At 59.8% G+C, this 24,184-nt stretch carries 36 protein-coding genes; 32 read left to right on the top strand and 4 right to left on the bottom strand.

Features of this window, described 5'->3' with window-relative positions:
• The first annotated feature begins 38 nt into the window (after positions 1-38).
• The 21 genes from P9875_RS08010 to P9875_RS07910 all read left to right on the top strand — a co-directional run bounded on the left by P9875_RS08010 (position 39) and on the right by P9875_RS07910 (position 15,952).
• On the top strand, positions 39-542 hold the full coding sequence (locus tag P9875_RS08010) for a head completion/stabilization protein (protein WP_278318051.1): 504 nt from the start codon (positions 39-41) through the stop codon (positions 540-542).
• Positions 542-751 carry a tail protein X gene (locus P9875_RS08005; protein WP_278318050.1) on the top strand — a complete coding sequence of 70 codons (210 nt, stop codon included), beginning with the start codon at positions 542-544 and terminating at the stop codon, positions 749-751. Before P9875_RS08010 ends, P9875_RS08005 begins: the two co-directional genes overlap by 1 nt.
• A 64-nt stretch (positions 752-815) precedes the next feature.
• On the top strand, positions 816-1,187 hold the full coding sequence (locus tag P9875_RS08000) for a hypothetical protein (RefSeq protein ID WP_070224671.1): 372 nt from the start codon (positions 816-818) through the stop codon (positions 1,185-1,187).
• Positions 1,187-1,747, top strand: coding sequence for a glycoside hydrolase family 108 protein (locus P9875_RS07995; RefSeq protein ID WP_278318049.1), 561 nt, complete (start codon positions 1,187-1,189; stop codon positions 1,745-1,747). Before P9875_RS08000 ends, P9875_RS07995 begins: the two co-directional genes overlap by 1 nt.
• The gene (locus P9875_RS07990; RefSeq protein WP_278318048.1) at positions 1,744-2,256 is read left to right on the top strand and encodes a lysis system i-spanin subunit Rz; all 513 of its coding nucleotides are present in this window, start codon (positions 1,744-1,746) and stop codon (positions 2,254-2,256) included. Before P9875_RS07995 ends, P9875_RS07990 begins: the two co-directional genes overlap by 4 nt.
• A complete protein-coding gene (locus tag P9875_RS07985; RefSeq protein WP_278318047.1) occupies positions 2,240-2,728 on the top strand; it encodes a phage tail protein in 489 nt (162 codons plus the stop codon). The genes P9875_RS07990 and P9875_RS07985 overlap by 17 nt, the downstream gene beginning before the upstream one ends.
• On the top strand, positions 2,725-3,192 hold the full coding sequence (locus P9875_RS07980; protein WP_278318046.1) for a phage virion morphogenesis protein: 468 nt from the start codon (positions 2,725-2,727) through the stop codon (positions 3,190-3,192). Before P9875_RS07985 ends, P9875_RS07980 begins: the two co-directional genes overlap by 4 nt.
• 187 nt (positions 3,193-3,379) lie before the next feature.
• On the top strand, positions 3,380-4,174 hold the full coding sequence (locus tag P9875_RS07975; protein ID WP_278318045.1) for a hypothetical protein: 795 nt from the start codon (positions 3,380-3,382) through the stop codon (positions 4,172-4,174).
• 98 nt (positions 4,175-4,272) lie between these two features.
• Complete coding sequence (locus P9875_RS07970; RefSeq protein WP_278318044.1) at positions 4,273-4,926, top strand: phage baseplate assembly protein V; 654 nt, start codon at positions 4,273-4,275, stop codon at positions 4,924-4,926.
• Positions 4,923-5,267, top strand: coding sequence for a GPW/gp25 family protein (locus P9875_RS07965; protein ID WP_141172291.1), 345 nt, complete (start codon positions 4,923-4,925; stop codon positions 5,265-5,267). The genes P9875_RS07970 and P9875_RS07965 overlap by 4 nt, the downstream gene beginning before the upstream one ends.
• Positions 5,264-6,175, top strand: coding sequence for a baseplate assembly protein (locus P9875_RS07960; RefSeq protein WP_278318042.1), 912 nt, complete (start codon positions 5,264-5,266; stop codon positions 6,173-6,175). The genes P9875_RS07965 and P9875_RS07960 overlap by 4 nt, the downstream gene beginning before the upstream one ends.
• Complete coding sequence (locus P9875_RS07955; protein ID WP_278318041.1) at positions 6,168-6,788, top strand: phage tail protein I; 621 nt, start codon at positions 6,168-6,170, stop codon at positions 6,786-6,788. The genes P9875_RS07960 and P9875_RS07955 overlap by 8 nt, the downstream gene beginning before the upstream one ends.
• Positions 6,785-8,446, top strand: a complete 1,662-nt coding sequence (locus P9875_RS07950; RefSeq protein ID WP_278318040.1) for a phage tail protein — start codon at positions 6,785-6,787, stop codon at positions 8,444-8,446. The genes P9875_RS07955 and P9875_RS07950 overlap by 4 nt, the downstream gene beginning before the upstream one ends.
• A 2-nt stretch (positions 8,447-8,448) precedes the next feature.
• Complete coding sequence (locus P9875_RS07945) at positions 8,449-8,931, top strand: hypothetical protein (protein ID WP_278318039.1); 483 nt, start codon at positions 8,449-8,451, stop codon at positions 8,929-8,931.
• Between the two features lie 35 nt (positions 8,932-8,966).
• Complete coding sequence (locus P9875_RS07940) at positions 8,967-10,142, top strand: phage tail sheath protein (protein WP_278318038.1); 1,176 nt, start codon at positions 8,967-8,969, stop codon at positions 10,140-10,142.
• Between the two features lie 56 nt (positions 10,143-10,198).
• Entirely contained in the window at positions 10,199-10,708 is a 510-nt protein-coding gene (locus P9875_RS07935; RefSeq protein ID WP_278318037.1) for a phage major tail tube protein, read from the top strand.
• A 38-nt stretch (positions 10,709-10,746) separates the two neighbouring features.
• Positions 10,747-11,055: a phage tail assembly protein gene (locus P9875_RS07930; RefSeq protein WP_278318036.1), complete on the top strand. Its 309-nt coding sequence runs from the start codon at positions 10,747-10,749 to the stop codon at positions 11,053-11,055.
• A gap of 8 nt (positions 11,056-11,063) precedes the next feature.
• A complete protein-coding gene (locus P9875_RS07925; RefSeq protein WP_071650284.1) occupies positions 11,064-11,177 on the top strand; it encodes a GpE family phage tail protein in 114 nt (37 codons plus the stop codon).
• Positions 11,178-14,048 carry a phage tail tape measure protein gene (locus P9875_RS07920; protein WP_278318035.1) on the top strand — a complete coding sequence of 957 codons (2,871 nt, stop codon included), beginning with the start codon at positions 11,178-11,180 and terminating at the stop codon, positions 14,046-14,048.
• A 15-nt stretch (positions 14,049-14,063) separates the two neighbouring features.
• On the top strand, positions 14,064-14,672 hold the full coding sequence (locus tag P9875_RS07915) for a phage tail protein (RefSeq protein WP_278318034.1): 609 nt from the start codon (positions 14,064-14,066) through the stop codon (positions 14,670-14,672).
• Complete coding sequence (locus P9875_RS07910) at positions 14,669-15,952, top strand: phage late control D family protein (RefSeq protein ID WP_278318033.1); 1,284 nt, start codon at positions 14,669-14,671, stop codon at positions 15,950-15,952. The genes P9875_RS07915 and P9875_RS07910 overlap by 4 nt, the downstream gene beginning before the upstream one ends.
• 180 nt (positions 15,953-16,132) lie before the next feature.
• On the opposite strand, the gene P9875_RS07905 is transcribed toward P9875_RS07910, so the two are convergent.
• The 4 genes from P9875_RS07905 to P9875_RS07890 form a co-directional block, all read right to left on the bottom strand.
• Positions 16,133-16,579, bottom strand: a complete 447-nt coding sequence (locus P9875_RS07905; protein ID WP_278318032.1) for a hypothetical protein — start codon at positions 16,577-16,579, stop codon at positions 16,133-16,135.
• Positions 16,580-16,597: 18 nt separating this feature from the next.
• Positions 16,598-16,921, bottom strand: coding sequence for an STAS-like domain-containing protein (locus tag P9875_RS07900; protein ID WP_278318031.1), 324 nt, complete (start codon positions 16,919-16,921; stop codon positions 16,598-16,600).
• Entirely contained in the window at positions 16,914-18,026 is a 1,113-nt protein-coding gene (locus P9875_RS07895) for a hypothetical protein (RefSeq protein WP_278318030.1), read from the bottom strand. The genes P9875_RS07900 and P9875_RS07895 overlap by 8 nt, the downstream gene beginning before the upstream one ends.
• A 358-nt stretch (positions 18,027-18,384) precedes the next feature.
• The gene (locus tag P9875_RS07890) at positions 18,385-18,822 is read right to left on the bottom strand and encodes a helix-turn-helix domain-containing protein (protein ID WP_278318029.1); all 438 of its coding nucleotides are present in this window, start codon (positions 18,820-18,822) and stop codon (positions 18,385-18,387) included.
• 80 nt (positions 18,823-18,902) lie between these two features.
• Here P9875_RS07890 and P9875_RS07885 point away from each other — a divergent pair, with 80 nt between their 5' ends.
• The 11 genes from P9875_RS07885 to P9875_RS07835 all read left to right on the top strand — a co-directional run bounded on the left by P9875_RS07885 (position 18,903) and on the right by P9875_RS07835 (position 24,100).
• Positions 18,903-19,106, top strand: a complete 204-nt coding sequence (locus tag P9875_RS07885) for a hypothetical protein (protein WP_278318028.1) — start codon at positions 18,903-18,905, stop codon at positions 19,104-19,106.
• Positions 19,107-19,116: 10 nt separating this feature from the next.
• Positions 19,117-19,320: a hypothetical protein gene (locus P9875_RS07880; RefSeq protein WP_035825594.1), complete on the top strand. Its 204-nt coding sequence runs from the start codon at positions 19,117-19,119 to the stop codon at positions 19,318-19,320.
• A 37-nt stretch (positions 19,321-19,357) separates the two neighbouring features.
• Entirely contained in the window at positions 19,358-19,546 is a 189-nt protein-coding gene (locus P9875_RS07875; protein WP_096234259.1) for a hypothetical protein, read from the top strand.
• The gene (locus P9875_RS07870; protein ID WP_071079002.1) at positions 19,543-19,806 is read left to right on the top strand and encodes an ogr/Delta-like zinc finger family protein; all 264 of its coding nucleotides are present in this window, start codon (positions 19,543-19,545) and stop codon (positions 19,804-19,806) included. The genes P9875_RS07875 and P9875_RS07870 overlap by 4 nt, the downstream gene beginning before the upstream one ends.
• A gap of 120 nt (positions 19,807-19,926) precedes the next feature.
• Complete coding sequence (locus P9875_RS07865) at positions 19,927-20,328, top strand: hypothetical protein (RefSeq protein ID WP_278318027.1); 402 nt, start codon at positions 19,927-19,929, stop codon at positions 20,326-20,328.
• Between the two features lie 101 nt (positions 20,329-20,429).
• Positions 20,430-20,783, top strand: coding sequence for a hypothetical protein (locus P9875_RS07860; RefSeq protein WP_278318026.1), 354 nt, complete (start codon positions 20,430-20,432; stop codon positions 20,781-20,783).
• Entirely contained in the window at positions 20,773-22,611 is a 1,839-nt protein-coding gene (locus tag P9875_RS07855) for a replication endonuclease (RefSeq protein ID WP_278318025.1), read from the top strand. Before P9875_RS07860 ends, P9875_RS07855 begins: the two co-directional genes overlap by 11 nt.
• Positions 22,608-22,760: a hypothetical protein gene (locus P9875_RS07850; protein ID WP_162995787.1), complete on the top strand. Its 153-nt coding sequence runs from the start codon at positions 22,608-22,610 to the stop codon at positions 22,758-22,760. Before P9875_RS07855 ends, P9875_RS07850 begins: the two co-directional genes overlap by 4 nt.
• Positions 22,754-22,993: a hypothetical protein gene (locus P9875_RS07845; RefSeq protein WP_278318024.1), complete on the top strand. Its 240-nt coding sequence runs from the start codon at positions 22,754-22,756 to the stop codon at positions 22,991-22,993. The genes P9875_RS07850 and P9875_RS07845 overlap by 7 nt, the downstream gene beginning before the upstream one ends.
• Positions 22,926-23,912, top strand: a complete 987-nt coding sequence (locus P9875_RS07840) for a DNA cytosine methyltransferase (protein ID WP_278318023.1) — start codon at positions 22,926-22,928, stop codon at positions 23,910-23,912. The genes P9875_RS07845 and P9875_RS07840 overlap by 68 nt, the downstream gene beginning before the upstream one ends.
• Positions 23,909-24,100 (top strand): hypothetical protein, encoded by a 192-nt coding sequence (locus P9875_RS07835; RefSeq protein ID WP_278318022.1) that lies wholly within the window; start codon positions 23,909-23,911, stop codon positions 24,098-24,100. Before P9875_RS07840 ends, P9875_RS07835 begins: the two co-directional genes overlap by 4 nt.
• The last annotated feature ends 84 nt before the right edge of the window (positions 24,101-24,184 follow it).

Here is a 24,184-nt window from a genome sequence, read left to right as displayed (position 1 = left end):
ATGAACCCCGTCCACCGCCCCATTTTTGAAAGCCCCGTATGTCCTTCATGGCCCTGCCCCCGTCCATCCCGCCCGGCGCCACGCCCGCGCCGCCGACGCCTACCCCTGGCGTCATCGAAAACGACGGCTGGTTTCCCGATATTGCCCTCGCCGATATGCGCGACGCCATGCGCCTGGACGGCACCGTCACCGACGCGCGCCTGGTGCAAGCCGTGGTGGACGCCATCCTGCAGGTCAACCGCGAGCTGGCCGATTGGCAGGGCAAGCAGGCCGCTGCCGATATCGCCGCCCTGGTCGACGTGCCGGCCACGCGCATCAACCGCGAGTCCCGCTTGCTGGCGCAGTACCGGCGCGCCGTCTACAGCACGGCGAAAGCGGACCTGATCGAGCGTTACCGCGATTACGACAGCACGGCCACGTCCGTGAGCGACAAGAAAAGCATGGAATGGCTGGACGAGGCGCCCGGCGCGCAGCGGCGCAATGCGCAATGGGCCATCGCAGATATCGTCGGGCGCACGCACCTGACCGTGGAACTGATCTGATGCAGGTACGCACGCAGCAGCACGACACGGTAGACGCCCTGGTGTGGCGCTACATGGGCGACGGTGCGGGATACGTCGAGCAAACCCTGGAAATGAATCCCGCGCTGGCGCGCCACGGCGCCGTGCTGCCGGCCGGCCTGGTCGTCACCCTGCCCGAGCCGGCACCCAGCACGGCCAAAGCTGCGGACATCGTGCAGCTATGGGATTAACGCGGCAATCCACCTTTTTACCCTCATGAAAAATCTATCTACCCTCTCACCGGAGAATCAAGCAATGTCCGCAGAATCGTTTGGTGGTTTCGCCACCCTGGTCAAACTGTACGGCTTCAAGGCGGCGCTCGGCATGGTCGGCGCGGCCATGCTGTACATCGTGCTGCCGCCGCTGAATGCCGACGGAACCTTCAACAAGGGCGAATTCGTCGCCCGCCTGGCCTGCGCGGGCGTATTCTCGTGCCTGCTGGGCGGCACCGTGTACCAGCTCCTGTGCGCCCAGCTCCCCGCCATCGGCGCCATGGTCAACGCGTCCGCCATCGATCTGATCGTCGGCGCCCCCGGCTGGTGGGTATCGCGCGCAGTGGCCCTGTGGTTCCAGCGCCGCAGCGACAAGGACATCGCCGAGCTGGTCAAAGACGCGAAGGAACACTGATGGTCGCCATGGAAAACCCGCTGATCGCGCGCACCATCGACGCCATCTTGCGCGCCGAAGGCGGCTATGTGAACGACCCAGCCGACAAAGGCGGCGAAACCAATTTCGGCATCACCGTGGCCGTGGCGCGCGCCAACGGCTATCAAGGCCCGATACGCGACCTGCCTGTGGCCGTGGCGCGCGCCATTTACACGGCGCGCTACATCACGGAACCGAAATTCGACCAGGTGCTGTCCCTGCATGCCGGCATCGGCGCCGAAGTGATCGACACGGGCGTGAACATGGGGCCGCACCGCGCGGCCGAGTTCCTGCAGCGCTGGCTGAACGGTTTCAATGACACCGGCGCGCGCTATCCCGCCCTGTTCGTCGATGGCCGCCTGGGCGCGCAGTCGCTGGGTGCGCTGGCCGCTTTTCTCAAATGGCGCGGCCAGGATGGCGCCACCGTGCTGCTGCGCGCCTTGAATGGTCTGCAGGCAGCGCGCTACCTGGAAATCACGGAAGCCAACAAGAGCCAGCGCCGTTTTCTGTTCGGCTGGATCAAGGAACGGGTGGCCATGTGATTGAGCTCACCTGGCGCCCGCTGGCCGCCTGCCTGCTATGCGGCGCCATCGCGGGCTGGACGACGCAGGGCTGGCGCAAGGACGCCAGCATCGCCGAACTGCAGCGGGCGGCCGCTATCCAAACATCCACCGCCGCCACCGCACTGACCCAGGCCACCGCCCGCGTGCTGACGCTGGAGCGCGCCGCCGGCGCCGCCCTGGCGCAGCGCGCCGACCACCTCACCCAGGAACAAACCCATGCGAAAACTGAACGCGACCGTTTCCATGCTGACGTGCGCAGCGGCGCTGTGCGCCTGTCAATCCCCATCGCCAGCGGCCAGTGCGCTGCAACTGCAGATCCCACCGCTGCCGCAGGCCATCGGCACCAAGCGCGCGCCGAACTTGACCCAGCGACTGCGGCAGCTCTTGACGCCATTGCCGGGGACGGCGACGACGCCACCCGCCAGCTGAACGCCTGCATCGACGCCTACAACCTAGTAAGAGACACCTACCATGTACAAACCGAATAGCCTGCGCCAGCACCTGGCCGCCGCCATCCCCGACCTGCAGCGCGACCCCGACCGCCTGCTGGTCTTCGCCGACGAGGGCAACGTGGTGGCGTCGGCCACCGCCTCCCTCTCCTTCGAATACCGCTTCAAGCTCAACCTGATCGTCACCGATTACGCGGGCGACGCCGACGCCATCATGGTGGCCCTGATCGCCTGGCTGAAAGTCCACCAGCTCGACCTGATGGCCAACGAGGAAACGCGCAAGCATGGCATCGCCTTCGAGGTGGATTTTAATAGCCATGAAACGGTCGACATTTCCATCAAGCTGGACCTGACCGAGCGCGTGGCCGTCAAGACCGGCGAGGCGGGCCGCCTGGACATCAAGCACCTGGCCGAGATACAGCACATGCCGGCCTATGCGGACGAGTTCTGGAAGCTGTATGACGGCGAGACCCTGCTGGCCGAATGGCGCACGCCCGAGGCCACGCCATGAGCGAAGACCTGCGCGCATTGGAAGCCTGGGCCGGCGCGCTGCTGGCCAAGCTGCAGCCGGCCCAACGCCGCGCCATCAATCATAAGGTGGCCATCGACCTGCGCCGCAGCCAGGCGCAGCGCATCAAGGCGCAGCAGGGGCCGGATGGCGCCGCGTATCCGGCGCGCAAGCGGCGCAAGGAATTCAAGGGGAAGAACGGGCGCATCAAGCGGCAGAAGGCGGCGATGTTCGCCAAGATTCGTACCGCCAAGCACTTGAAAGTGAAGGCGACCGGCGACCAGATCGAAGTCGGTTTCTTTGGCTGGGTAGCGCGCGTGGCGCGGGTGCATCAGTTTGGCTGGCAAGACCGAGTCAAAAAAAAAGGCGCAACTTATTCCTATCCAGCCCGCCCACTTTTGGGAATAAGTGATGCAAATCGAGATTCAATACGAAACTCCCTTCTCAAATATTTCGAAAAATTCTGAACTACACATCGAAATAAAAAAGACAATAAGTTAAAAATGCATTAAAGTTACCAGGATGGAACTATTTGTAAGCGAAAAATTCCTTCAGAATTTACAACTCAAAGAAAAATATATTTTTGAGTTTAAATTGCTAATTTTTAAAAACAAACATCACGAAAAAAATTCAATCAAACTAAATAAATAATTTATGCTTAAAAAATATACGATTAAAGAGTGGCTTTCCCTCTTCTTAAAAGAATGGATCTTACCCACATCGGGTAAAGCTTTTGCCATATTCACCATAGCAACAATTCTATTCAATGAAATACAAAATAGCCCAACAACCCCACAGCTAAATGAGGAAATAGAAAATTTATACAAAACTTCAAATTCTGTAACTTTTCAAATTTTTATAATATCATCAGCAGTATTATTAATATTTTCCATATTGGCAAAAAAATTTTCTAAAGGAGATGATGGCTTACTGGATAAAATTGCAAAAAAACAAAGATATCTTGCAATAGCTATTAATTCATTACTTGGCGTTATTTTACTTCCGCTTGTTTTTGCCATTACTATATTCGAAAAATCAGGGCACCCCATGGGGCAGCTTGCAATCCTTGCAATCATCTACGTTTTACTATCCGCTGTATTTCATTGGCTCAGTATCGAAGACATGCATCCTTACGCCGGAATTCTCTACGTCATATCGCCATTAAGTGGAATTTCCTCTCCAGACTTCAGACATATTACACAGACCAGACTCGAACACCATATTTCGTACTGCAAAGGCAGTGGCCCGGTATCAATTCTTTCCGAAACAAACGATAATCAAATCACCCTTTTCGTCCCGATATTACGCGTACCAAATACCTTCACACCGAAGGAATTGGATTTTTGGACTATATTTATTGATCGAATTGAATCAGAATGGACTTTAAATAATATCCACTACAAAAGAATAATATCCCCAACTATTAAATTACCCCTGCGCGCGATTTAACCATCTAATCCCAACAAAAAATCTTTTTCCAGTATACAAAGTTACTAATCTTCATATCAACCCGCCCCCGCGTGCATCCGCACGCGGACTTCGGCAACATGCACTGCATGAACGCCGACCTGTCCGACCTCCTCCGCTTGCTGCAAAACCTGATCCGCCTGGGCACCATTGCCGAGGTTAAAGGGGCCAGGGCGCGCGTGCGGCTCGGCCCGACACTCACCACCGAATGGCTGAAATGGGCCACGCCGCGCGCCGGCAGCACGCGCACCTGGTCGGCGCCCACCGTGGGCGAACAGGTGATCGTCTTTTCCCCAGGCGGCGACCTGACGCGCGGCGTCATCGTACCGGCGCTGTACTCGCAGGAATTTGACGCGCCCGAATCGAGCGACAGTATCCACACCACGCACTACCCCGACGGCGCCGTGGTGCAGTACGACCACGCGGCCCATGCCCTGACGGCTACCCTTCCCGGCGGCAGCGCCACCATCACGGCCGACAAAGTCACGTCGAACGCGCCCAGCACCATCTGCACGGGTGATCTGACCGTCATGAAAAACCTGATTGTCAACGGCGCCACCGCGCTGAACGGCGGCGTGAACGCGAAAGCCGGCGCCGCTGGCGGCGTGGCCATGGCCGTGCAAGGGACGATCAAAGCCAGCGAGGACGTGCTGGCCGGCGCCATCAGCCTGGCCAAGCATGCGCACGGCGGCGTCAAGGCCGGCGGCGACCAGTCGGGCGGGCCGCAATCATGATGGGCATGCACGCCGCCACCGGGCGCAGCCTGACGGGCCTGGGCCATCTGCGCCAGTCCGTGACCGACATTTTGACCACGCCGATGGGTTCACGCATCCGGCGCCGCCGCTATGGTTCCGAGGTGCCCGAGCTGATCGACCAGCCCCTGAACAGCGCCACGCAGTTGCGCATCTACGCCGCCACCGCCTTTGCCCTGCGCCGCTGGGAGCCGCGTTTGCAGCTGGCCAGCGTGCAGCTCACGCGCGACACGGACGGCGCCATCGCCCTGCTGCTCGATGGCACGGCGAATGGCCAGGGCATCACCCTGTCCGTACCCGTCAAGCAAGGGGGCACTGTATGAGCACGCCCATCGACCTGACCCAGTTGCCGGCGCCCAGCGTGGTCGAGGTGCTCGACTTCGAAGCCATTCTGGCCACGCGCAAAGCCCACCTGGTGAGCCTGCTGCCGGAAGCCGAGCGCGCCGCCGTCACGGCCCTGCTGGAGCTGGAATCGGAACCGGCCACCAAGCTGCTGGAAGAGAACAGCTATCAAGAAACCATCCTGCGCAACCGCGTCAACGAGGCCGGCAAGGCCGTCATGCTGGCCTTTGCCCTCGATGGCGACTTGGACCAGCTGGGCGCTAACGTCAACGTAGCGCGCCTGGTCATCACGCCGGCCAATCCCAACGCCCTGCCGCCCGTGGCCGCCGTCATGGAAGATAACGACGCCTACCGCCTGCGCATCCAGGAAGCGCCGGACGGCCTGTCCGTGGCTGGCCCGAAAGCCTCCTATGAATTCCACGCCCGCAGTGCGGACGGCCAGGTCAAGGACGCGAGCGCCACCAGCCCGGCGCCGGCCAGCGTCACCGTCACGGTGCTGGCCAATAACGACACAGGCATCGCCGACGCCGCGCTGCTGGCCACCGTGGCGCGCGCACTCAATGCCGAGGACGTGCGCCCCCTGGGTGACCGCCTGACGGTGCAAGCCGCCCAGGTCATCGACTACCAGATCGAGGCCACCTTGTTTATCGGCGTCGGGCCGGAAGTGCCGATTCTGCTGGACGCCGCGCGCGCCAACGCCGTGCGCGTGTCGCAGCCGCGCCGCCCGCTGGGGCACAGCATCTACCGGTCCGCCTGCAGCGCCGCCGTCCACGTCGAAGGCGTGCGCAAGGTCGTCTCGACCAGCCCGGCGGCGGACATCGAACTGAATGCCACCCAGGCCGCGCGCTGCACCGCCATCAAGCTCAATGTCGTGGTGCGCGATGAATAAGCTTGTTCCCACCCTGCCGCCCAATACCACGGCGCTGGAGCGCGCCATTGCCGTGGCCTGCGCCGAGCTGGTCAACGTGCCCGTGCCGCTGCGCGATCTGTGGAACGCCGACCGCTGCCCGGTCAATCTGCTGCCGTTTCTGGCCTGGGCCTGTTCCGTCGACCGATGGGACGACGCCTGGCCCGAATCGATCAAGCGCGGCGCCATCAAGGCGGCCTATTTCATCCACAAGCACAAGGGCACGATTGCCGCCGTGCGCCGCGTGGTCGAGTCCCTGGGCTATTTGATCCGCATTACCGAATGGTGGCAAACCAGGCCGCCGGGCGTGCCGGGCACTTTCCGCCTCGATGTCGGCGTGCTCGATACCGGCATCACGGACGCCATGTTTCAGGAAATGGAGCGCCTGATTGCCGACGCCAAGCCCGTCAGCCGCCACATGACGGGCCTGGCCATTTATCTGGAAAGTCGCGGCAACGTCTACGCGGGCGCTTGCGCCTACCACGGCGACGCCATGACCGTGTATCCCTGGATCGCGGAAACCATCGAAGTGCGCGGCACGCTGTTGCAGGCCGGCGCATCCCATACCATCGACACCCTGACCATCTATCCATGAGCACATATTTCGCTATTCTCACCGAAGTGGGCGAGGCCAAGCTGGCCAACGCCATCGCCCTGGGCCAAACCCTGAAACTGAAAAGCCTGGCCGTGGGCGACGGCAACGGCAATTTGCCCATGCCAGTGCGCACGCAAAAGGCGCTGGTGCACGAGGTGCGCCGCGCGGGCCTGAACCAGCTGACCATCGACCCGGCCAACACAAGCCAGATCATCGTCGAGCAAGTCTTGCCCGAGGACGTGGGCGGCTGGTGGATACGCGAAATTGGCATCTTTGACGAGGCCGGCGACCTGTGCGCGGTGGCCAACTGCCCGCCCAGCTACAAGCCATTAATGGCCGAGGGCAGCGGCCGCACGCAAGTCGTGCGCATCGTGCTGATCGTCGCCAGCACGGCCGCCATCGAACTGAAAATCGACCCGTCCATCATTCTGGCCACGCGCAAGTATGTCGATGACCAGGACATCATCGTGCGCGCCTACAGCGACGCGCAACTGGCCAAGCACCTGGCGGCTCTTGATCCGCACCCGCTCCTGGCCAAGGTCGCCTACGTCGATCAGAAAGACACCAGCGCGCGCAGCTATGGCGATCAGCAACTGGCCAAGCACCAGGCTGCAGTTGACCCGCACCCGCTCCTGGCGAAGGTCGCCTACGTCGATCAACAAGACGGCAAAGTCGCCATTTACGCCGACCAGCAACTTGCCAATCACCAGGCTGCGGCCGATCCGCACCCGCTGCTGGCGAAGGTCGCCTATGTCGACCAGCAAGACACCAACGCACGCACATACGGCGACCAGCAGCTGGCCAAGCACCAAGCCGCCGCCGATCCGCACCCGCTGCTGGCCAAGGTCGCGTATGTCGATCAGCAGGACACTAGCGCGCGCACCTATGGCGACCAGCAACTGGCCAAGCACCAGGCTGCCGAAGACCCACACCCGCAATACAGCATGAAGGAAGTAGAAACGCTGCCCAAATTTGACGCGTCGAAGAAGCTGGCCAACGCCGATTTTGTCCGGCGCACACAAGGAAACATGGTGCGCTATAACGACGTCATTGAAAGCCGCACACTCACCGCCGATGATATGGGCTGCGCCCTGTACTTCCCTACTGCAGGCAAGGCCATCACCATTCCTGACCCGGTATCGCTTGGCATTCCCAACAATTCCGGCAAGTGCGTCAGGTTCTTCGGACTTCTCAATAGTGGCACCATTATTGCCGCGCCAGGCGTGAACATTGGATTTGATGTCTTCAACGTGCCAAGCATCACGATCAAGCCTGGGCAATCCCTCACCCTCATGGCGACCGCGCCAAAAGTCTGGCAAGTCATCGACTCGACCGCCGAGCTGTGGCGCAATGCCGACTTTGCGGCGATGTTGTCTTCGAGCGGCTACCAGAAACAACCCGGCGGCATGATCCTGCAATGGGGCGGCGGAGCACAGACACCGGAATCTGGCTATGTCGACGTGATCTTCCCTATTCCGTTTCCCAACGCGTGTTTTCACGTCTTCCCTGGATATGAAGGGCAAGGTGGAAGCGGGTCCAGTCTGCCCAGCAACATCAACGCCGGTATGAGGACAAAAGCGGGCTGTCGGCTGTTCACCTACAACGGGAATGCGCTTTCGGCCGGCATCACCCCATCCTATTTTGCGATTGGATACTAATCATGCCCGTCAGATATTCCCCGAGCACAGGTTTTTTTTACCCCGTCAACATCGAGTACCAGGACATCCCGTCCGATGTGTTTGAGGTATCCGAGGCGGACCACCTGGCCGCCCATACCGCCCGCGCATCCGGCGGATCGTTCAAGTTTGTCAAAGGGGCGCTGCGCATCACGCCGGCCCCTGCCATTCCCTATGACCAAGTGTGCGCCATCTACCTCGATACCGTTCGCGCGCGCCGTGACGGCATCCTCAACCGCCTGGCCGGTATCGGCTTTGCCGCCTTGACCAGCGGCGACGCGGCGAGCGCGCAAGCCATCGCCACAGCGCGCACCTGCCTGCTCGACATCACCATCTGCGCGACGGTCACCGCCGCACAGGATATGGACGCCCTGCAGGCGGCCGTCAGCGCCGAATTCCAGCGCATCGCCGACGCCTTGCCGCAAGAGGCCCGGCGCGCCTTCGATGATGCAGGCAACACCCAGTAACACCCCCGACATTCACCACCTACCAGGAGAGCCACATGGCCACCGACTACCACCATGGCGTGCGCGTCATTGAAATCAACGAGGGTTCGCGCCCGATCCGCACCGTGTCCACGGCTGTGCTGGGCCTGATCGCCACGGCCGACGATGCCGACCCGGCCGCTTTCCCGCTCGACACGCCCGTGCTCATCACCAACGTGCTGGCCGCCATGGGCAAGGCCGGCAAGACCGGCACCTTGTACCGCGCGCTGGAAGCGATTGCCGCACAGACCAAACCCCTGACCGTCGTGGTGCGTGTGGCCGAAGGCGAAACGGAAGCGGAAACCACCACCAATGCCGTGGGCGGCGTGTCGCCCGATGGCAAGTACCTGGGCGCCAAAGCGCTGCTGGCAGCGCAAAGTAAACTCGGCGTGAAGCCGCGCGTCCTGGGCGCGCCGGGCCTGGACACCAAGGCCGTCACCAACGCCCTGGCCAGCGTGGCACAGCAACTGCGCAGCTTCGTGTACGCCTCAGCGTATGGCTGCAGCAACGTGGTGGCCGCCACCACCTATCGCGGCCAGTTTGGCCAGCGCGAGGTCATGATCATCTGGCCCGATTTTGTGAACTGGGATACCGCCATCGACGAGGAAGCCAGCATTTCCGCCGTGGCCTACGCCATGGGCCTGCGCGCCAAGATTGACGAGGAAACGGGCTGGCACAAGACGCTGTCCAACGTGGTCGTCAACGGCCCGACCGGCATCAGCAAGGACGTGTTTTTCGACCTGCAAGACCCGGCCACCGACGCCGGCGTGCTCAACGCCAAGGAAGTGACCACCCTGATTAACATGGGCGGCTACCGCTTCTGGGGTTCGCGCACCTGCGAGGCACCGGGCGGCTTCTTCTATTTCGAAAGCTATACGCGCACGGCCCAGGTGCTGGCCGACACCATCGCCGAAGCGCATTTCTCCTTTGTCGATCTGCCCTTGCATCCATCCCTGGTGCGCGACCTGCTGGAAAGCATCAACGCCAAGTTCCGCGACCTGAAATTGCAGGGCTACATCATCGACGGCCATGCCTGGTATGACGAGCAGTACAACGACAAGGACACGCTCAAGGCGGGCAAGCTGGCCATCGACTACGACTATACGCCCGTGCCGCCGCTGGAAAACCTGCGCTTCCAGCAACGCATTACCGACCGCTACCTGGCCGACTTCGCCTCGCGCATCGCCGCGTAATCCCCATCACCACCCTGCCCGCGCCTGCGCGGGCGCATTGAAATACTGGAGAAATTATGGGTCTGCCCCGCAAACTGAAAAACTTCAACCTGTTCCAGAACGGCGTCTCCTTCATGGGCATGGTGCCCGAAGTCACCTTGCCCAAGCTGAGCCGCAAGATGGAAGAGTACCGCGCCGGTGGCATGAGCGGCCCCGTGTCCGTGGACTTCGGCAACGAGGCGCTGTCGCTGGAATGGAGCGGCGGCGGCCTGATCGCCGAAGCCCTGAAACAGTACGGCGCGCACACGCACGGCGCCGTGCAACTGCGCTTTGCCGGCGCCTACCAGGAAGACGATGACGGCACGGTCGCCGCCGTCGAGGTCGTCGTGCGCGGCCGTTACAAGGAAATCGATATGGGCGGCGCCAAGATGGGCGACGACACCACCCACAAATACACCATGGCCTGCAGCTATTACAAGCTGCTGATCGACGGCGCCACCGTCATCGAACTGGACTTCATGAGCGGCACCGAGAACTTCGGCGGCGGCGACACGAATGCGGCCATCCGCAAGGCCATCGGCCTGTAATCCCTTTTTACTCACCACTACCCTACAAGGACAACACCATGCACAACGATATCCAAAACCAAGCAGTCATCGAACTGGACGACCCGATCAAGCGCGGCGATACCTTCATCACCTCGCTGACCGTGCGCAAGCCCAAGGCGGGCGCCCTGCGCGGCATTTCCCTGATCGAGCTGGCCAACCTGAACGTGTCGGCCCTGCAGATCGTGCTGCCCCGCATCACCGAGCCGACCTTGACCGCACACGACATCACCAACATGGACCCGGCCGACCTGCTGGCAGTGGGTGCAGAGGTTGCCGGTTTTTTGGCGAGCAAAGCCGATCGCCTTTCGGTATCCCCTGCGAAGTAGAAGACGCCATGGCCGACATTGCCGGCGTCTTTCACTGGACGCCGGCAGCGATGGACGGCTTTACGATTGATGAACTGATGGCCTGGCGCGAACGCGCCCGGCAGCGAAGCGGAGCGGAATAAATGGCTGGTCGGGATTTGAAATTACAGGTGGTGTTTGCGGCACTAGACAAAATCACCGGCCCGCTGAAAAAAATCATGGGCGGCTCCAGCGACACGGCCAAGGCGTTGAAAGCGACCAGTGACCGTTTGCGCGAGCTGAACACCCAGCAAAAGAACATCAGTAAATTCCGCGAGCTGCACGGCGGCCTGGACGCGACCCGCAACAAGCTGGAAGCGGCCCAGCAGAAAGTGGCCAGCCTGGCCGCCAAGATGAAACGGGCGGAAGCCCCCACGCGCGCCATGACGCGCGAATTTAACGCCGCCGTCAAAGCGGCCGGCGCCTTGAAGACGGCCGGCCAGCAGCAGGCCCAGCAACTGCAGGTCATGCGCGAGCGCCTGGGCGCCGCCGGCATCGGCACGAAAGACCTGGCCAACCATGAGCGCACCTTGCGTCGCGAGATCGAGGCCACCAATAAAACCATGACGCTGCAGCAGCAGAAGCTGGCCAACGCGGCAGCCAAGCAGCAGCGCGTCACCAATGCCACACAGCACGCGGACAAGTTGCGCAACAAGGCGGGCAATCTGGCCATGGCCGGCGCGGGCGCGACCGCCACGGGCGCCGTCATCGGCGCACCCGTCGTCAAGGGATTGAACGAGGCCAAGCACTATCAAACTGAAGTCGGCAGGGTCAACGCGCTGGGCCTGGGCGACAAGGTGTCAGCCGAGGCCGTCGCCTTCGCGCGCAATATGAAGACCTACGGCACCAGCCAGCTCGACAACCTGCAACTCATGCGCGACGGCATGAGCGCCTTTGCCGACGTACACCACGCGGAAATGGTCGCCCCCACCCTGGCCAAGATGAAGTTTGCCAATCACGCCTTCTTTGGCGAGGCCGAGGGCGCCGACAACGAACGCAAGTTCATGGACATGCTCAAGGTCATCGAGCTGCGCGGCGGCCTGGAGAGCAAGGAAAAGTTTGAAGCCCAGGCCAACATCGTGCAGCAGGTCATTACCGCCACGGGCGGGCGTGTCGGCCCGAATGAATGGCTGAACATGATCAAGACGGGCGGTATCGCCGCCAAGGGCTTGAAAGATGACGCCTTTTACTACCAGATGGAACCGCTGGTGCAGGAAATGAGCGGCAACCGCGTCGGCACGTCCCTGATGAGCGCCTACCAGAACTTGTACCAGGGCCGCACGACGAAACGATCAGTCAAAAAACTGGATGAATTCGGCCTGATCGGCGACAAAAGCAAAGTCACGCCCGACAAGGCAGGGCAGATTGCCTTCCTGGATCCCGGCGCCCTGCTGGGTTCCGAGCTGTTCCGCGAAAATCAGTTCGAATGGATGGAAAAAGTGCTGTTGCCGCAACTGGCCAAGAAGGGCATCACGGAGAAAAAGCACGTGCTCGACGCCATCGGCAGCATCTTTTCCAACCGCACGGCGTCGAACCTGTACTCGCAGATGTACTTACAGCGCGTGCAGATCCACAAAAACGAAAAGCTCAACCGTGGCGCCGCCGATATTGGTCAACTGGACAAGCTTGGCCGCGACTCGGCCGCCGGCAAGGAACTGGAGGCGCAGTCCAAGCTGGCCAACTTGAAACTGACCATGGGCGAGAAAATCCTGCCGCTGTATGCGCAGGGGCTGGAACTGGCCATCAGTGCCGTGCAGCGCCTGAACGGTTTCATGGAGCGCAACCCCACCGTGGCCAAGGTCATGATTACCGCTTTTGCCGTGCTGGCCGGTGTGCTGCTGGTGCTTGGCCCGCTGATGCTGGGCATTGCCGCCATGATCGGCCCGTATGCCATGCTGCACGTCATGTTCGCCAAGATGGGCGTGAAGGGCGGCGTGCTCACGCCCATCTTGCGTGGCCTGGGCAGCGCCTTCATGTGGGCGGGACGCGCTGTACTGTGGCTGGGCCGCGCCCTTCTGATGAACCCGATTGGCATTGCCATCACGGTCATTGCCGGCGCCGCCTATCTGATCTATAAATACTGGGAACCGATCAAGGCGTTTTTCACCGGCATCTGGTCGCACATCAAGACGGCCTTTGCGGGCGGCATCGGCGGCGTCAGCGCCTTGATCGCCAACTGGTCACCGCTGGGCCTGTTCTATCGTGCCTTCGCGGGTGTGCTGGGCTGGTTCGGCATCGAGCTGCCGGCCAAGTTCACCGACTTCGGCGCCAGCATCCTGCAGCGCATTACCGCATCCTGGCAACCTATCGCCGCCTTCTTTGCCGATATCTGGTCGCGCCTGCGCACCGTCTGCGCCGGCGGCATGGGCAGCATCACGGCCCTGATTATCAACTGGTCACCCGCAGGCGTGTTTTACCAGGCATTCGCGGGCGTGATGAGCTGGTTCGGCATCAAGCTGCCGGCCCAGTTCACCGAGTTCGGAGCCAACATCCTGCGCGGCCTGGTCAACGGCATCACCGGCTCGATGGGAGCCGTGAAGGAAGCCATCAGCAATGCGGGGTCCAGCACCATTGCCTGGTTCAAGGAAAAGTTGGGCATCCACAGCCCAAGCCGCGTGTTTGCCCAGCTGGGCGACTACACCATGCAGGGGCTGGCCGTGGGCCTGTACCGTAGCGAGGGCGCGCCCATTGCCAAGGTTTCCGGCCTGGCGCAGCGCCTCACGCAACTGGGCGCAGGCATTGCCATCGGCACGGCCACGGCCTTGCCCGCCAGCGCCTTCGACACGCGCGCGCCGTTGTCACAGGGCGGATTCGGCGCCGGCATGACGATTCAAGGCGACAAGATCGAAATCACCTTCAACGTGCAGGCCGGCACCGATCCCCAGGCCATCGCGCGCGCGGTGAGCGTGGCGCTCGATCAGCGCGACCGTGAAAAGGCGGCGCGCATCCGCTCTTCCCTGCGCGACCACGATTAAGAAAGAGAAACCACCATGATGATGATTTTAGGAATGTTCGTTTTCAGCCTGCCAACGCTGGCCTATCACGAGCTGCAGCGGCAAACAGAATGGAAGCATGCCAGCACGGCCCGCGTGGGCCTGCGCGATGCGCATCAATACGTGGGGCCAGGCGACGACACCATCACCCTGTCTGGCTGGGTGGCGCCGGAACTTACCGGCTCCCTATACTCGCTCGATGCGCTGCGCATGATGGCCGACACTGGTAAATCGTGGATTTTGATCCAGGGCACGGGCCGCATTCTCGGCTCGTACCGCATCACCAGCATGACGGAGGGCCGCACCTTGCTCGACGGCAGCGGCGGCGCACGCCGCGTCGAGTTCTCGATTGCGCTCAAGCGCGACGACGACGGCGTGCTGGCCATGGTGGGCCTGGGCGACATCGGCGACCTGAAAAACATGCTCAGCATCGACGGCATGACCAGCAGCATTGCGGGCGCGGCCAAGAATGCCGTGGGCAGTGTGGTGGGCAATGTGGTCGGCGGCATCACGTCGAAATACGGCGGCGTAGTCAACGACATGAAAGACAAGATCGGCGGCAGCATCAGCAGCGCCATCGGCAGCGCGGCGGACAAATTCAAATGAGCGAGCATATCCCCGCCTTCAAGGTCAGCATCGAGGACAAGGACTTGACGGCCATCGTCTCGCCGCGGCTGATTAATTTGACCCTGACGCTGTGCCGTGGCGACGAAAGCGACCAGCTCGATATCTCGCTGGATGACAGCGACGGCAAGCTGGCCATGCCTCCGCGCGGCGCGCAGATCGCCCTGGCGCTGGGCTGGCAAGCCACGGGCCTGGTGGACATGGGCAAGTTCACCGTCGACGAGGTGGAGCACAGTGGCGCGCCCGACACCATCACCCTGCGCGCCAGATCGGCCAACCTGATCGACACGTTTAAACAGCAGCAGGAACACAGCTTTCACAAGACCACCCTGGGCGCCATCATCGAGGCGATTGCCTTCCGCAATGAGCTGGCGTCGGGCGTATCGGCGCGCCTGCGCGACACCGCCGTCGAACACATTGACCAGACCCACGAAAGCGATGCGGCCTTCCTGCGCCGGCTGGGCAGGAAATACGACGCGGTGGCCACTGTCAAAAATGACACCTTGCTCTTCATCCCCATCAACCAGAGCCGCACCGCCAGCGGTAAGGCGCTGCCCGTCATCCCCATCACGCGCTCCTTGGGCGACGGCCACCGTTACCACAGCGCCGAGAGCGACGCCTACACGGGCGTACGCGCCTTCTGGCATGACGAGCGCTACGCGCGCCGCCGCAGCGTCGTGGCCGGCGTGCCCGGCAACAGCAAGCGCCTGCGCACCACCTTCGCCAACGAAACGGACGCGCGCGCGGCGGCCGTGGCCGAATGGCAGCGCATCCTGCGCGGCCTGGCTACCTTTGAAATGAGCCTGGCCCTGGGCAACCCGGCCGTGTTCCCGCAATCGCCCGTGACGGTGAAGGGCTTCAAGCCCGAGATCGACGCCACTGAGTGGCTTTCAGTCAAGGTCACGCATAGCCTGGGCGGCAACGGTTTTACCACGCGGGTGGAGTTTGAAACGAAGACGGAAGCGGTGGAGGCTGAGCGAGAGGAAGAGAATGACCCGGACGAGGGCATCACGGGCGTGGTGGCCAGGTGGAAGGACGTGGCGGCGAAGAAGAAAAAGGCGGGGCAGGAGCAGGCCGGTACCACGGGCACGCTCAAGACGCTGGAGCACATTTACAAGAGCAAACAGGCCGCCAAGCGGGCGGCGCTGCATGCGTGGAAGCATATTGAAGAGGTGCGGGAAATCATCCTTGAAAACAGCGAAAAGCCGCGAGTTCCGAAGCAAGCCGGGGTGGTTAACAGTAATGGCGGCTCAGCAATTTGACATGACCTATAAACGGCTTTGACTCCGTGCATAGGGTAGGCGGCTACTCAAGTACAGAGTAGAAGGATTCGAGTTGTAGAAAGAGTAAAACTCTCCACAAGTTCACATCTCACCATATTTCCTGTGATGCTCTTCAGTTCACCGCGTTTCCGATACTCACGATGCCAATGATCCAATCCGTCACCGATTGACTTTTTGTACAAGTATCTCGCATGCACGTGATATTTGAGATAACCTATGTGTTTCTATTTCATCAGTCCGTTCTGCCGGTTGGAACGGGTAGCGAGTAACAGCAGCAAACAGGTCATGAAGTTCCCGCACTGCATATTTTTCTTTGCTATCAATTTTAAGAAGAACCTTCAAATTCTGTAGATCCGTACGAAGCTGATGCAGCAAGTGGTCTAGCAATGCGGCCTCCTTAACGGCGCTCTTAGGATCACATACTGTCGAATGATAGAGGATTGAATCGGCGGTAATTTTCCTAATGAGTTCAACTAGTTTTTGCCGTGCATCTTTTAACCTGGCCTCTCTGTTCGTAATCGATGACAAATATCGGCCGAATGTGAATGACAGGATCGCAGGTATACCCATCTTCAAAACATCAATCAAACTTAGTGACAAATCCATAATCCGCCAGTCTATTTTTTATTTGGAATTGGCAATCTCGATCTTTTCCCATATAAGATCAACTATTGAAGGGTCATCATCACACTTAATGATGAGGCGTCGCTCAGCTTCCTTCTGTCCCAACTGCAGACCAACCTCACCAAAAGACTCGTCCAGAAACGAAGATCCAAAGCCTCTTGCTCCTGTAAGGTCTATCGATACTACATCATGTGCCATTAGAAGCGGTCGCAAGACCTCCTCTCGAAAAAGTTCACCAGAGTAAGGTCCATGTTTAATGTACCTGCCACCAGGAAACTTGCTAAAAGATTTTATAAAAATATAGGGCTGAAATAATTTAGTCATATGGAAACCTTAGTTGCACAGGATCGGTATTGAAATCCAAATCGCTGACGTCACTCGATCCGTTCTCCAGTTGGGACTCTTGTATAGTCCAGACGATTAGCGAACCTTGAAGTGGAGTCTTCAGGTCACGAGAAGTAATTTTTTTCGATGTCCGCGTGTATTTAATGTCACCGCGTCCAGACATAACTCGAAGGAAACCACTTGGCGCAAAATCAACAAACTGCCTCAAAGATGGTAACCCCGTACCTCTTCGATGACTATCTTTGCTACTTAAGCCTACCTCAACTGCTCTCTTAAGTATGCGCGAATCGGTAAAATTCAAGTAGCTCCTAATTCGCACCGATCTCTTGCGTTTGATAGTCGTCGGAATGCCCTCACCCAGATCATAAAAAACGATCGCAATTTGCCTACGTACAGGATCGGCAAATCCGCAAAGCCACCACTCGCCCGAAAGGTCTGGCCTTACGCCAGGAAACTCGGGATATGCATGGCCTTTCACGTTGTCCATGCACTCAATTAGTGCGCCGTAGAGACGCTTCGACGCCAAAGGATGAAGCCCACAAACCTCCTCGAACTGCTTTAGCAAACCTGAAGTATACCTCCCATCGCTCCGGTTGCCGAACACTGTCTTAATGTACACTCGACCATGATTCTCAAGGGTACATTTTGGTGTTTTCGCACCAAATGCACGGAAAAAACCGATATCAACAAGTACTTGCGCAGCACGATCTGTCTTCGGATAATTCCCAATGATTTTCTTAATCTTGCCCGCGTAATAGATGCAGCGTGTCAGCTCAGCGAGCAATACCACTGCGGCAGCAGGAGAAATCTCTTCTAACGATGTGAGATCAATTAGAATGTTTTTTACCCGCCCCTTCAACACTTCTTGACGAAGTGTGGCCAAAAATACAATTGTATCCTCTGCCCCATCTTTAAAGTTGAGAGATACGGGCGCCAAAATCGTAGTTTTACCATTATGATCGGCCAAAACCATCACGTTTTGATTCAGCTTCACCTTATGACGAATCAGATTTCGCTTATCAGGATTGTACTTTCGCCACTTCCTGCGTAACCGTTTTCGGTTCGATCGTTTAGCTGTAGCCAAGTCTCTTTCCAAGCACCGGCTTCGATATGATTTTCTTTTTGTAGTCACAGATGTATGCCAGGCAAGAAAAATATTAGTCGTTAATCATTGTAACATTTCAATAAAACAATGCGTGATTATTGAAGGCGACACACAGTCACTCTTGACTTCTCGTACTTTCATGACGCCAATATCAGTCGAATGGGCGTCATTATTAAAATAGCATGAACTTCTAAAGCCCTTAGTCGTCGAGAGCATCAAATCACATTTGAAAAATGACCAAACGCAGGCAAACGTAAGCAAGGACAATATAAAAATATTTGATTGATTTGCCAACTTCTGCATTGGAGACTTTTTCTGTTTCCAGCGCTTCCCTTGCCTATTTTTTTTTACGCCCAACATTGATCGTTTGAGGGGCAACAATATCCCCATGAACTTGCTGGCCAATTTCACCATGAACAATTGTCTGTGCATGAACTTTCCCTGCAGCCGACATTGATTCGTTGGTGGACTCGATAATTCCCTCGACGACCCCAAGAACCCGTGCTTTCGAGCGAAGATCCAATTTGCGATACCCCATCAACAATTCATGCTCATCGGTTGGCAGCGATGAGGTGGCATGTTCTCCTGTCAACAAATACAGCACATCAACCCCAACCCCAGCGACAGCGGCCAAGTAGTCGGAGTCTGGGGTACGCGAGCCATTTTCATAGTTGAACTGGGCGCCCTTTTTTACTCCACCAAGGGCAGCAAACTCGTCCTGATTGAGGCCGAGGCGCTTTCGTTCTTCCTTGAGACGATCAAAAAAATACTTCATTTGAGTACAAATACCTTTCCAAATCACTCAAATGAGTGATATATTTACGCCATTCCGTAGCGATTACAGATCATAACATTATGAATAATTTGTCAAAAGTCGGGCGTACTGCCAAGGGCGTCACTTCTCGGCCACTCGGCGTCCGCCTGACGCCTGATGAGGTGGACGAGGTGGAGGGCTACGCAGAGAAACTTGAACGCTCTAGGGCTTGGTTTCTTCGCTTTCTGATCCTGCGCGGCCTCGCCGACTACAAGCGCGAACTCACCTCCAAATCCACCCACTAAGGACAACGTCATGTACCCCGATGCAAAACGTATTCGCAAACATACAGTCGCACTGCGCCTGGACGATTACGAGCACCAGCTTGTCTCCTCGATCGCCAACTACCAGGGCGAAGAGCTTGCGGTGCTGGTGCGCCAGATCGTGATGCGTGAAGCCTTGGCCGTGATCGCCTTGGATGACGCCACCATCGACAGCGTACAGCGTCGCAGCGTTTAAACCGAGTCACTTTTGAGCAACTCTAAAGTTACAGAAAATGCCAGACCATCAAATTCACCTCAATGACGAAGAGCGCGCGGTGCTGGAACTCGTGCGTCAACGCCAGGGGCTGGCAAGTATCGATCAGGCGGCCGAATGGCTCGTCAAGTCGCGCTTACGCAAGCAATCAAAAAACATGACGGGTCGCGGTCGCGCCCTGTACCAAGTGGAAAGAAAGCTGAAATGAGAGTCATCGGCCTGCCCTGCCCGCATTGCGAATACACCGTCCGCGCTGTCAAAAGCCGCACGATGTCCGCCATGTTCAAGGAAATCACCTACATGTGCCAGAACCCCGACTGCGGGCACTCCTTCGTGGCCGGCCTGGAAGTACTGCGCACCCTCTCGCTTTCCGCCATGCCCAAGCCGGATATCCGCATCCCGATGTCCCAACATGCGCGCACGGCGGCCACCAGCCAGCTGGCCCTGGACCTGACTGCGGGCTGCTGATGACTATCCCGCTCCTCGCGCCGCCGTAGCCCGGCCGCCGTAACTCCCCTCTTTTGCTGTGCCCTGCAGCGCTCCCTTTTGAGCGTGCGGGATTCGTTCAACCTGAAATAAGGAAAACCGATGGAAAACACGCTGCACGCCACTAGTCATGCCGACAAATCCATGGCATCAAGCACGATCCGCCCGACCTTGCAAAATTGTATTGTCCCCGTAGCGCCAACGTGTTTTCTGCTGCAAGCTGGCGCGGGCATCGACATCGCGGCGCTGACCGCCCATATCCATGAGATTGCCAAGACCTACCACGCCTATGGCGCCGCCAATCTGACCTTCATCGTCAGCGATGCGCAGGCACTGGAGCGTGACGGCTTTTTCGCGCCAGCCAAGCAACGTGCCCTGGTCGGCAAGCTGCCCATCGAGGTGAACTATATTTTCGCCACTGAAGCGGGTTCCCGACACTGCTGCGGCACATCGCACACGCTCCCCTACTGGGCAGAACATTTTCTCAAGCCAGGGGCACGCTGATGCTGCGCCTGGCCAAAACCTGCGGCATCTGGCTGCTATCGCTCCTGATCGTCATTGCCCCCGGCGTGCTGCGGGCCATTGGCTTCATCAAGGACTGAAGCATGCCGGCGTCCCTTATCGACAATCACCTGTCCTTCCAGCCCGCCACCGAGATTCTGGCCGCGCGCGACAAGGATATGCCGACGCCACCAGGCGCCGGGCATGCGCTGGCCGCCATCGCCGAAGCCAAGGCCCAGCTGCGCAGCATCAAGCCGCGCAGCCTGGCGCCCTTCATGGCCCAGGCCTGGGGATTGTCGCCGCGCGGCGCGCGCCGCTCCGTGCTGATCGCCGCCGGCATGGACGCCGACCGCTGGGAATCGCCCATCCACTCCTTTACCGAGGAAGAGCGCATCGCGCTGCGCGCCGCCACCTCTGCCGCTATCCGTGTGTACGAAAGACTGTTGAATGCAATCTAAACAAATCCTGCTGCCTGACGCCCAGCGTCACGAAGCCTTCTTGCGATCCGCTCAGTTCGCGCCCGAGCTGGCCCGTATCCCGTTCAAATGGCGCAACCGCGTCATCACGGCCGCCATGGCAAAAATGGTCTGGTCGTCCTGGTACAAAGTCTATGAATCCATCGCCACCAGCTTTGTGCGCGAGTTTGCCGAACAGTACGTGCCGGCCGGCGTCGACCTGTCGCAGAGCGATGCCGACATCGTAGCCACCGCCGAGCGCGCAGCGGCCGGCGTCACCAAAATGCTGTGGATGGCCGTGTCCAACACGCACGCCCTGCAGATCATGGAAGACGAATGCGCCTCGTATGGCATCGAGCTGCCCGAGTTCGACACGATGACCGAGACCATCGCCCGCCTGGTGGATGCCCGTTGGTGGCGCCGCCAACTGCGCAAGCGCGTCAAGCGCGCTTTCGAGGCCGGCAATATCCGCCTGGGCTACGTCAACTATCGCGGCGAACCCTACGCCAGCAATGACGCGGTGCTGTCACGCTTGGCGCAAAACCGCCGCAACGCGGCGGCGCTGGCGGCCACCCTGGTGCAAAACGAGAACGGCCAGCAATTCAGCATCGCCGAGCTGGCCGAGAAAACGACAGCGAACAAGGCCATCCGGCGCGGCGAGTTGATGTTGCGCATCAACGGCTTTGAACAGATCGCCCGTGAATGCGGCGACCAAGGCATCTTTATCACCTGGACATGCCCATCGCGCTTCCACGCCATGCAGCACAGCGGCAAGCCAAACGACAAGTTCGACGGCTCCACGCCGCGCGAGGCGAATGCGTACTTGGGCAAGATGACGTCGCTGTGCCGCTCCGCGCTGGCGCGCCGTGGCATCGGCCTGTACGGCTTTCGCATCGCCGAGCCGCATCACGACGGCTGCCCGCATTGGCATTTGCTGCTGTTCGTGCGCCCGACCGCGAAATACAAGACGGCCCACCTGCAGGACGTGGCGGGCCGCGCCATCCGCATCATGAAGCGCTACGCCTGGCGCGTGGACCGTGGCGAACCGGGCGCCTTCGCGCGCCGCCTGGACGTGAAACGCATCGACTGGGCCAAGGGCAGCGCCGCCGGCTACATCGCCAAGTACGTGGCCAAGAACATCGACGGCGTGGCCGAGCACAAGACGAAAGAAGGTTATGTCGTCACGGCCGACACCGAAGGCGATGTCGAGCTGACGCCATCGGCGCGCGTCGAGTCCTGGGCCGCGTGCTGGGGCATCCGCCAATTCCAGCAATGGGGCGGCGCGCCCGTCACCGTGTGGCGCGAACTGCGCCGCATCGAGGAAAGCATGCTCAACGAAGCCCCGGCCGCCATGCGCCGCGCCTGGAACGCCGTGCAAAAGATCGACGGCGAAAAGCGCGCCTGCTGGGCCGAATACCTGCGCGCCCAGGGCGGCGCCCTGGTGCCGCGCAAGGAATTGGTCGTCACGCTGGCCAAGGACGAAAAAACCGTCATCGGCCGCTACGGCGAAACGCTGCGCACCACGCCCTACGGCGTGCGCTGCAGCAACCTCATTGGCGTGGTCTTCAAGTCCGTGCGCCATACGTGGACGCCGGTACAGGCCACAAGCGGGCGCGGGGTGGCTGTTGGGGTTGCCGTTCCTCGGACTCGTGTAAATAACTGTACGCACCCCGACCGCCCTGCCCCGGCCATGCCGCCGGCGGCACCCGTGCCCGATCTGCCCGACGAGGCAAAAAGAGCGCTGATTGCAGCCTGGGCGGCCGTCAACGCCTGCCCATATCCCCGGCTGATCGTCCCTGACAACTCACCCCAAGAAGGAAATGGCACATGAGCACCTATGCCGTGATCGTTCGCACGCAAACAGAACGCTTTGAATACGCCGCGATTGCCGCTTCCAGCGGCGACGCGATCCAGGCCGCCCTCGACCACTTCGGCGTGTGCGGCGTTACCGCCAAACTGAAAGGAGCACCGCAATGCTGAACACCTCGACCAATTCACCGCGGCAAATCGCCCTGGGCGACCGCGTGACCTTCGATACCGACGAAGGCTACCAAGCCGGCACCGTCAACGACCTGCGCCGCGACGTGGGCAATGGCGAGCTGCACGCTTGGGTGGAGCTGGATCATCAGTGGCTGGGCATGTTCCGTGCGGTGCCGCTGGCTGCGCTGCAGTCTGCAAGCGCTGCCGCGCCGGGTGCGGAACTCGCAAGCTGAGGCTATCCCGGTGAGCGCTTTTTACAACGAAATTGACCCATACGCAGCCGCTTGGCTGCGCAACCTGATAAAGGCCGGCCACATAGCGCCGGGAATTGTTGATGAACGATCGATCGAAGATATTTGTCCCGACGAGCTCGTCGGCTACACGCAATGCCACTTTTTCGCTGGCGTTGGAGTTTGGTCCTATGCTCTTCGTCGCGCAGGATGGGACGACGCGCGACCAGTCTGGACAGGCAGTTGCCCGTGCCAGCCTTTCAGCTCGGCAGGCAAAGGAACTGGGTTTGATGACCAGCGGCACCTGTGGCCAGCCTTCCAGCACCTTATCAGCGAGTCGCGCCCTGCAGCAGTCTTTGGAGAACAGGTTGCAGGCAAGGACGTCGATGCTTGGATCGACCTTGTACAAGATGACTTGGAAGCCTTGGGTTACACCTTCGGGGCGGTCGCGTTCCCGTCTGCGAGCATCGGCGCGCCGCACATCCGCGACCGCACCTACTGGGTGGGTTACACCAACGACACGGGACCACAAGGATACGCCCGGCATGGTAGCCCAGCGAGACGGCAAGGACCGGGTCGACCAGCTACCGCGCCAGGCCTATCTGGCGGGCTGGCCAACGCCACAGGCAAGCGACTCGACGGGTGGAGGCCAGGCCTGTCGGGCAATGGGAGAGACACGGCACGGCTCCAATCTGAACGACTTTGCGATGCTGGCGATGGACTCCCCGGCCCGGTTAACGGCCTCTGGCGATCTGCTGACTGGCTTACATGCCGGGATGGAAGGTGGCGGCCAGTTGAACCCAGCACATTCCCGCTGGCTCATGGGGCTCCCGCCCGAGTGGGACGCCTGCGCGCCTACGGCAACGCGATCAACGCGGAGCAAGCGCGCATCTTTATCGAATCGGTAATGGAGACGACGTGACCCACAAGCTATCCAGTCAACAAAGCGAACCACAAACTAAAAAGATGGACCAGTACACCGAATTTTGCCGACTGCGCGATTACCGCAAGCCTGGCGCTGAGGTGCAGCAATACACGGAGGCCGAAGCGTTTGCTTTGGCGGTACAAACCGATTTCAAGAATGGGAAAAAGAAATGCTTCGCTACATGACCATACCGAAGTTTTCCAGCGAATCAGGCTACACGCCTGACGCGATCAGAACAAAGATCCGGGACGGGATCTGGCCGCAAGACG

This window comes from Janthinobacterium rivuli (assembly GCF_029690045.1).
In the GTDB taxonomy this organism is placed as follows: domain Bacteria; phylum Pseudomonadota; class Gammaproteobacteria; order Burkholderiales; family Burkholderiaceae_D; genus Janthinobacterium; species Janthinobacterium rivuli.
This window is presented reverse-complemented; position numbering and strand designations above follow the sequence as displayed.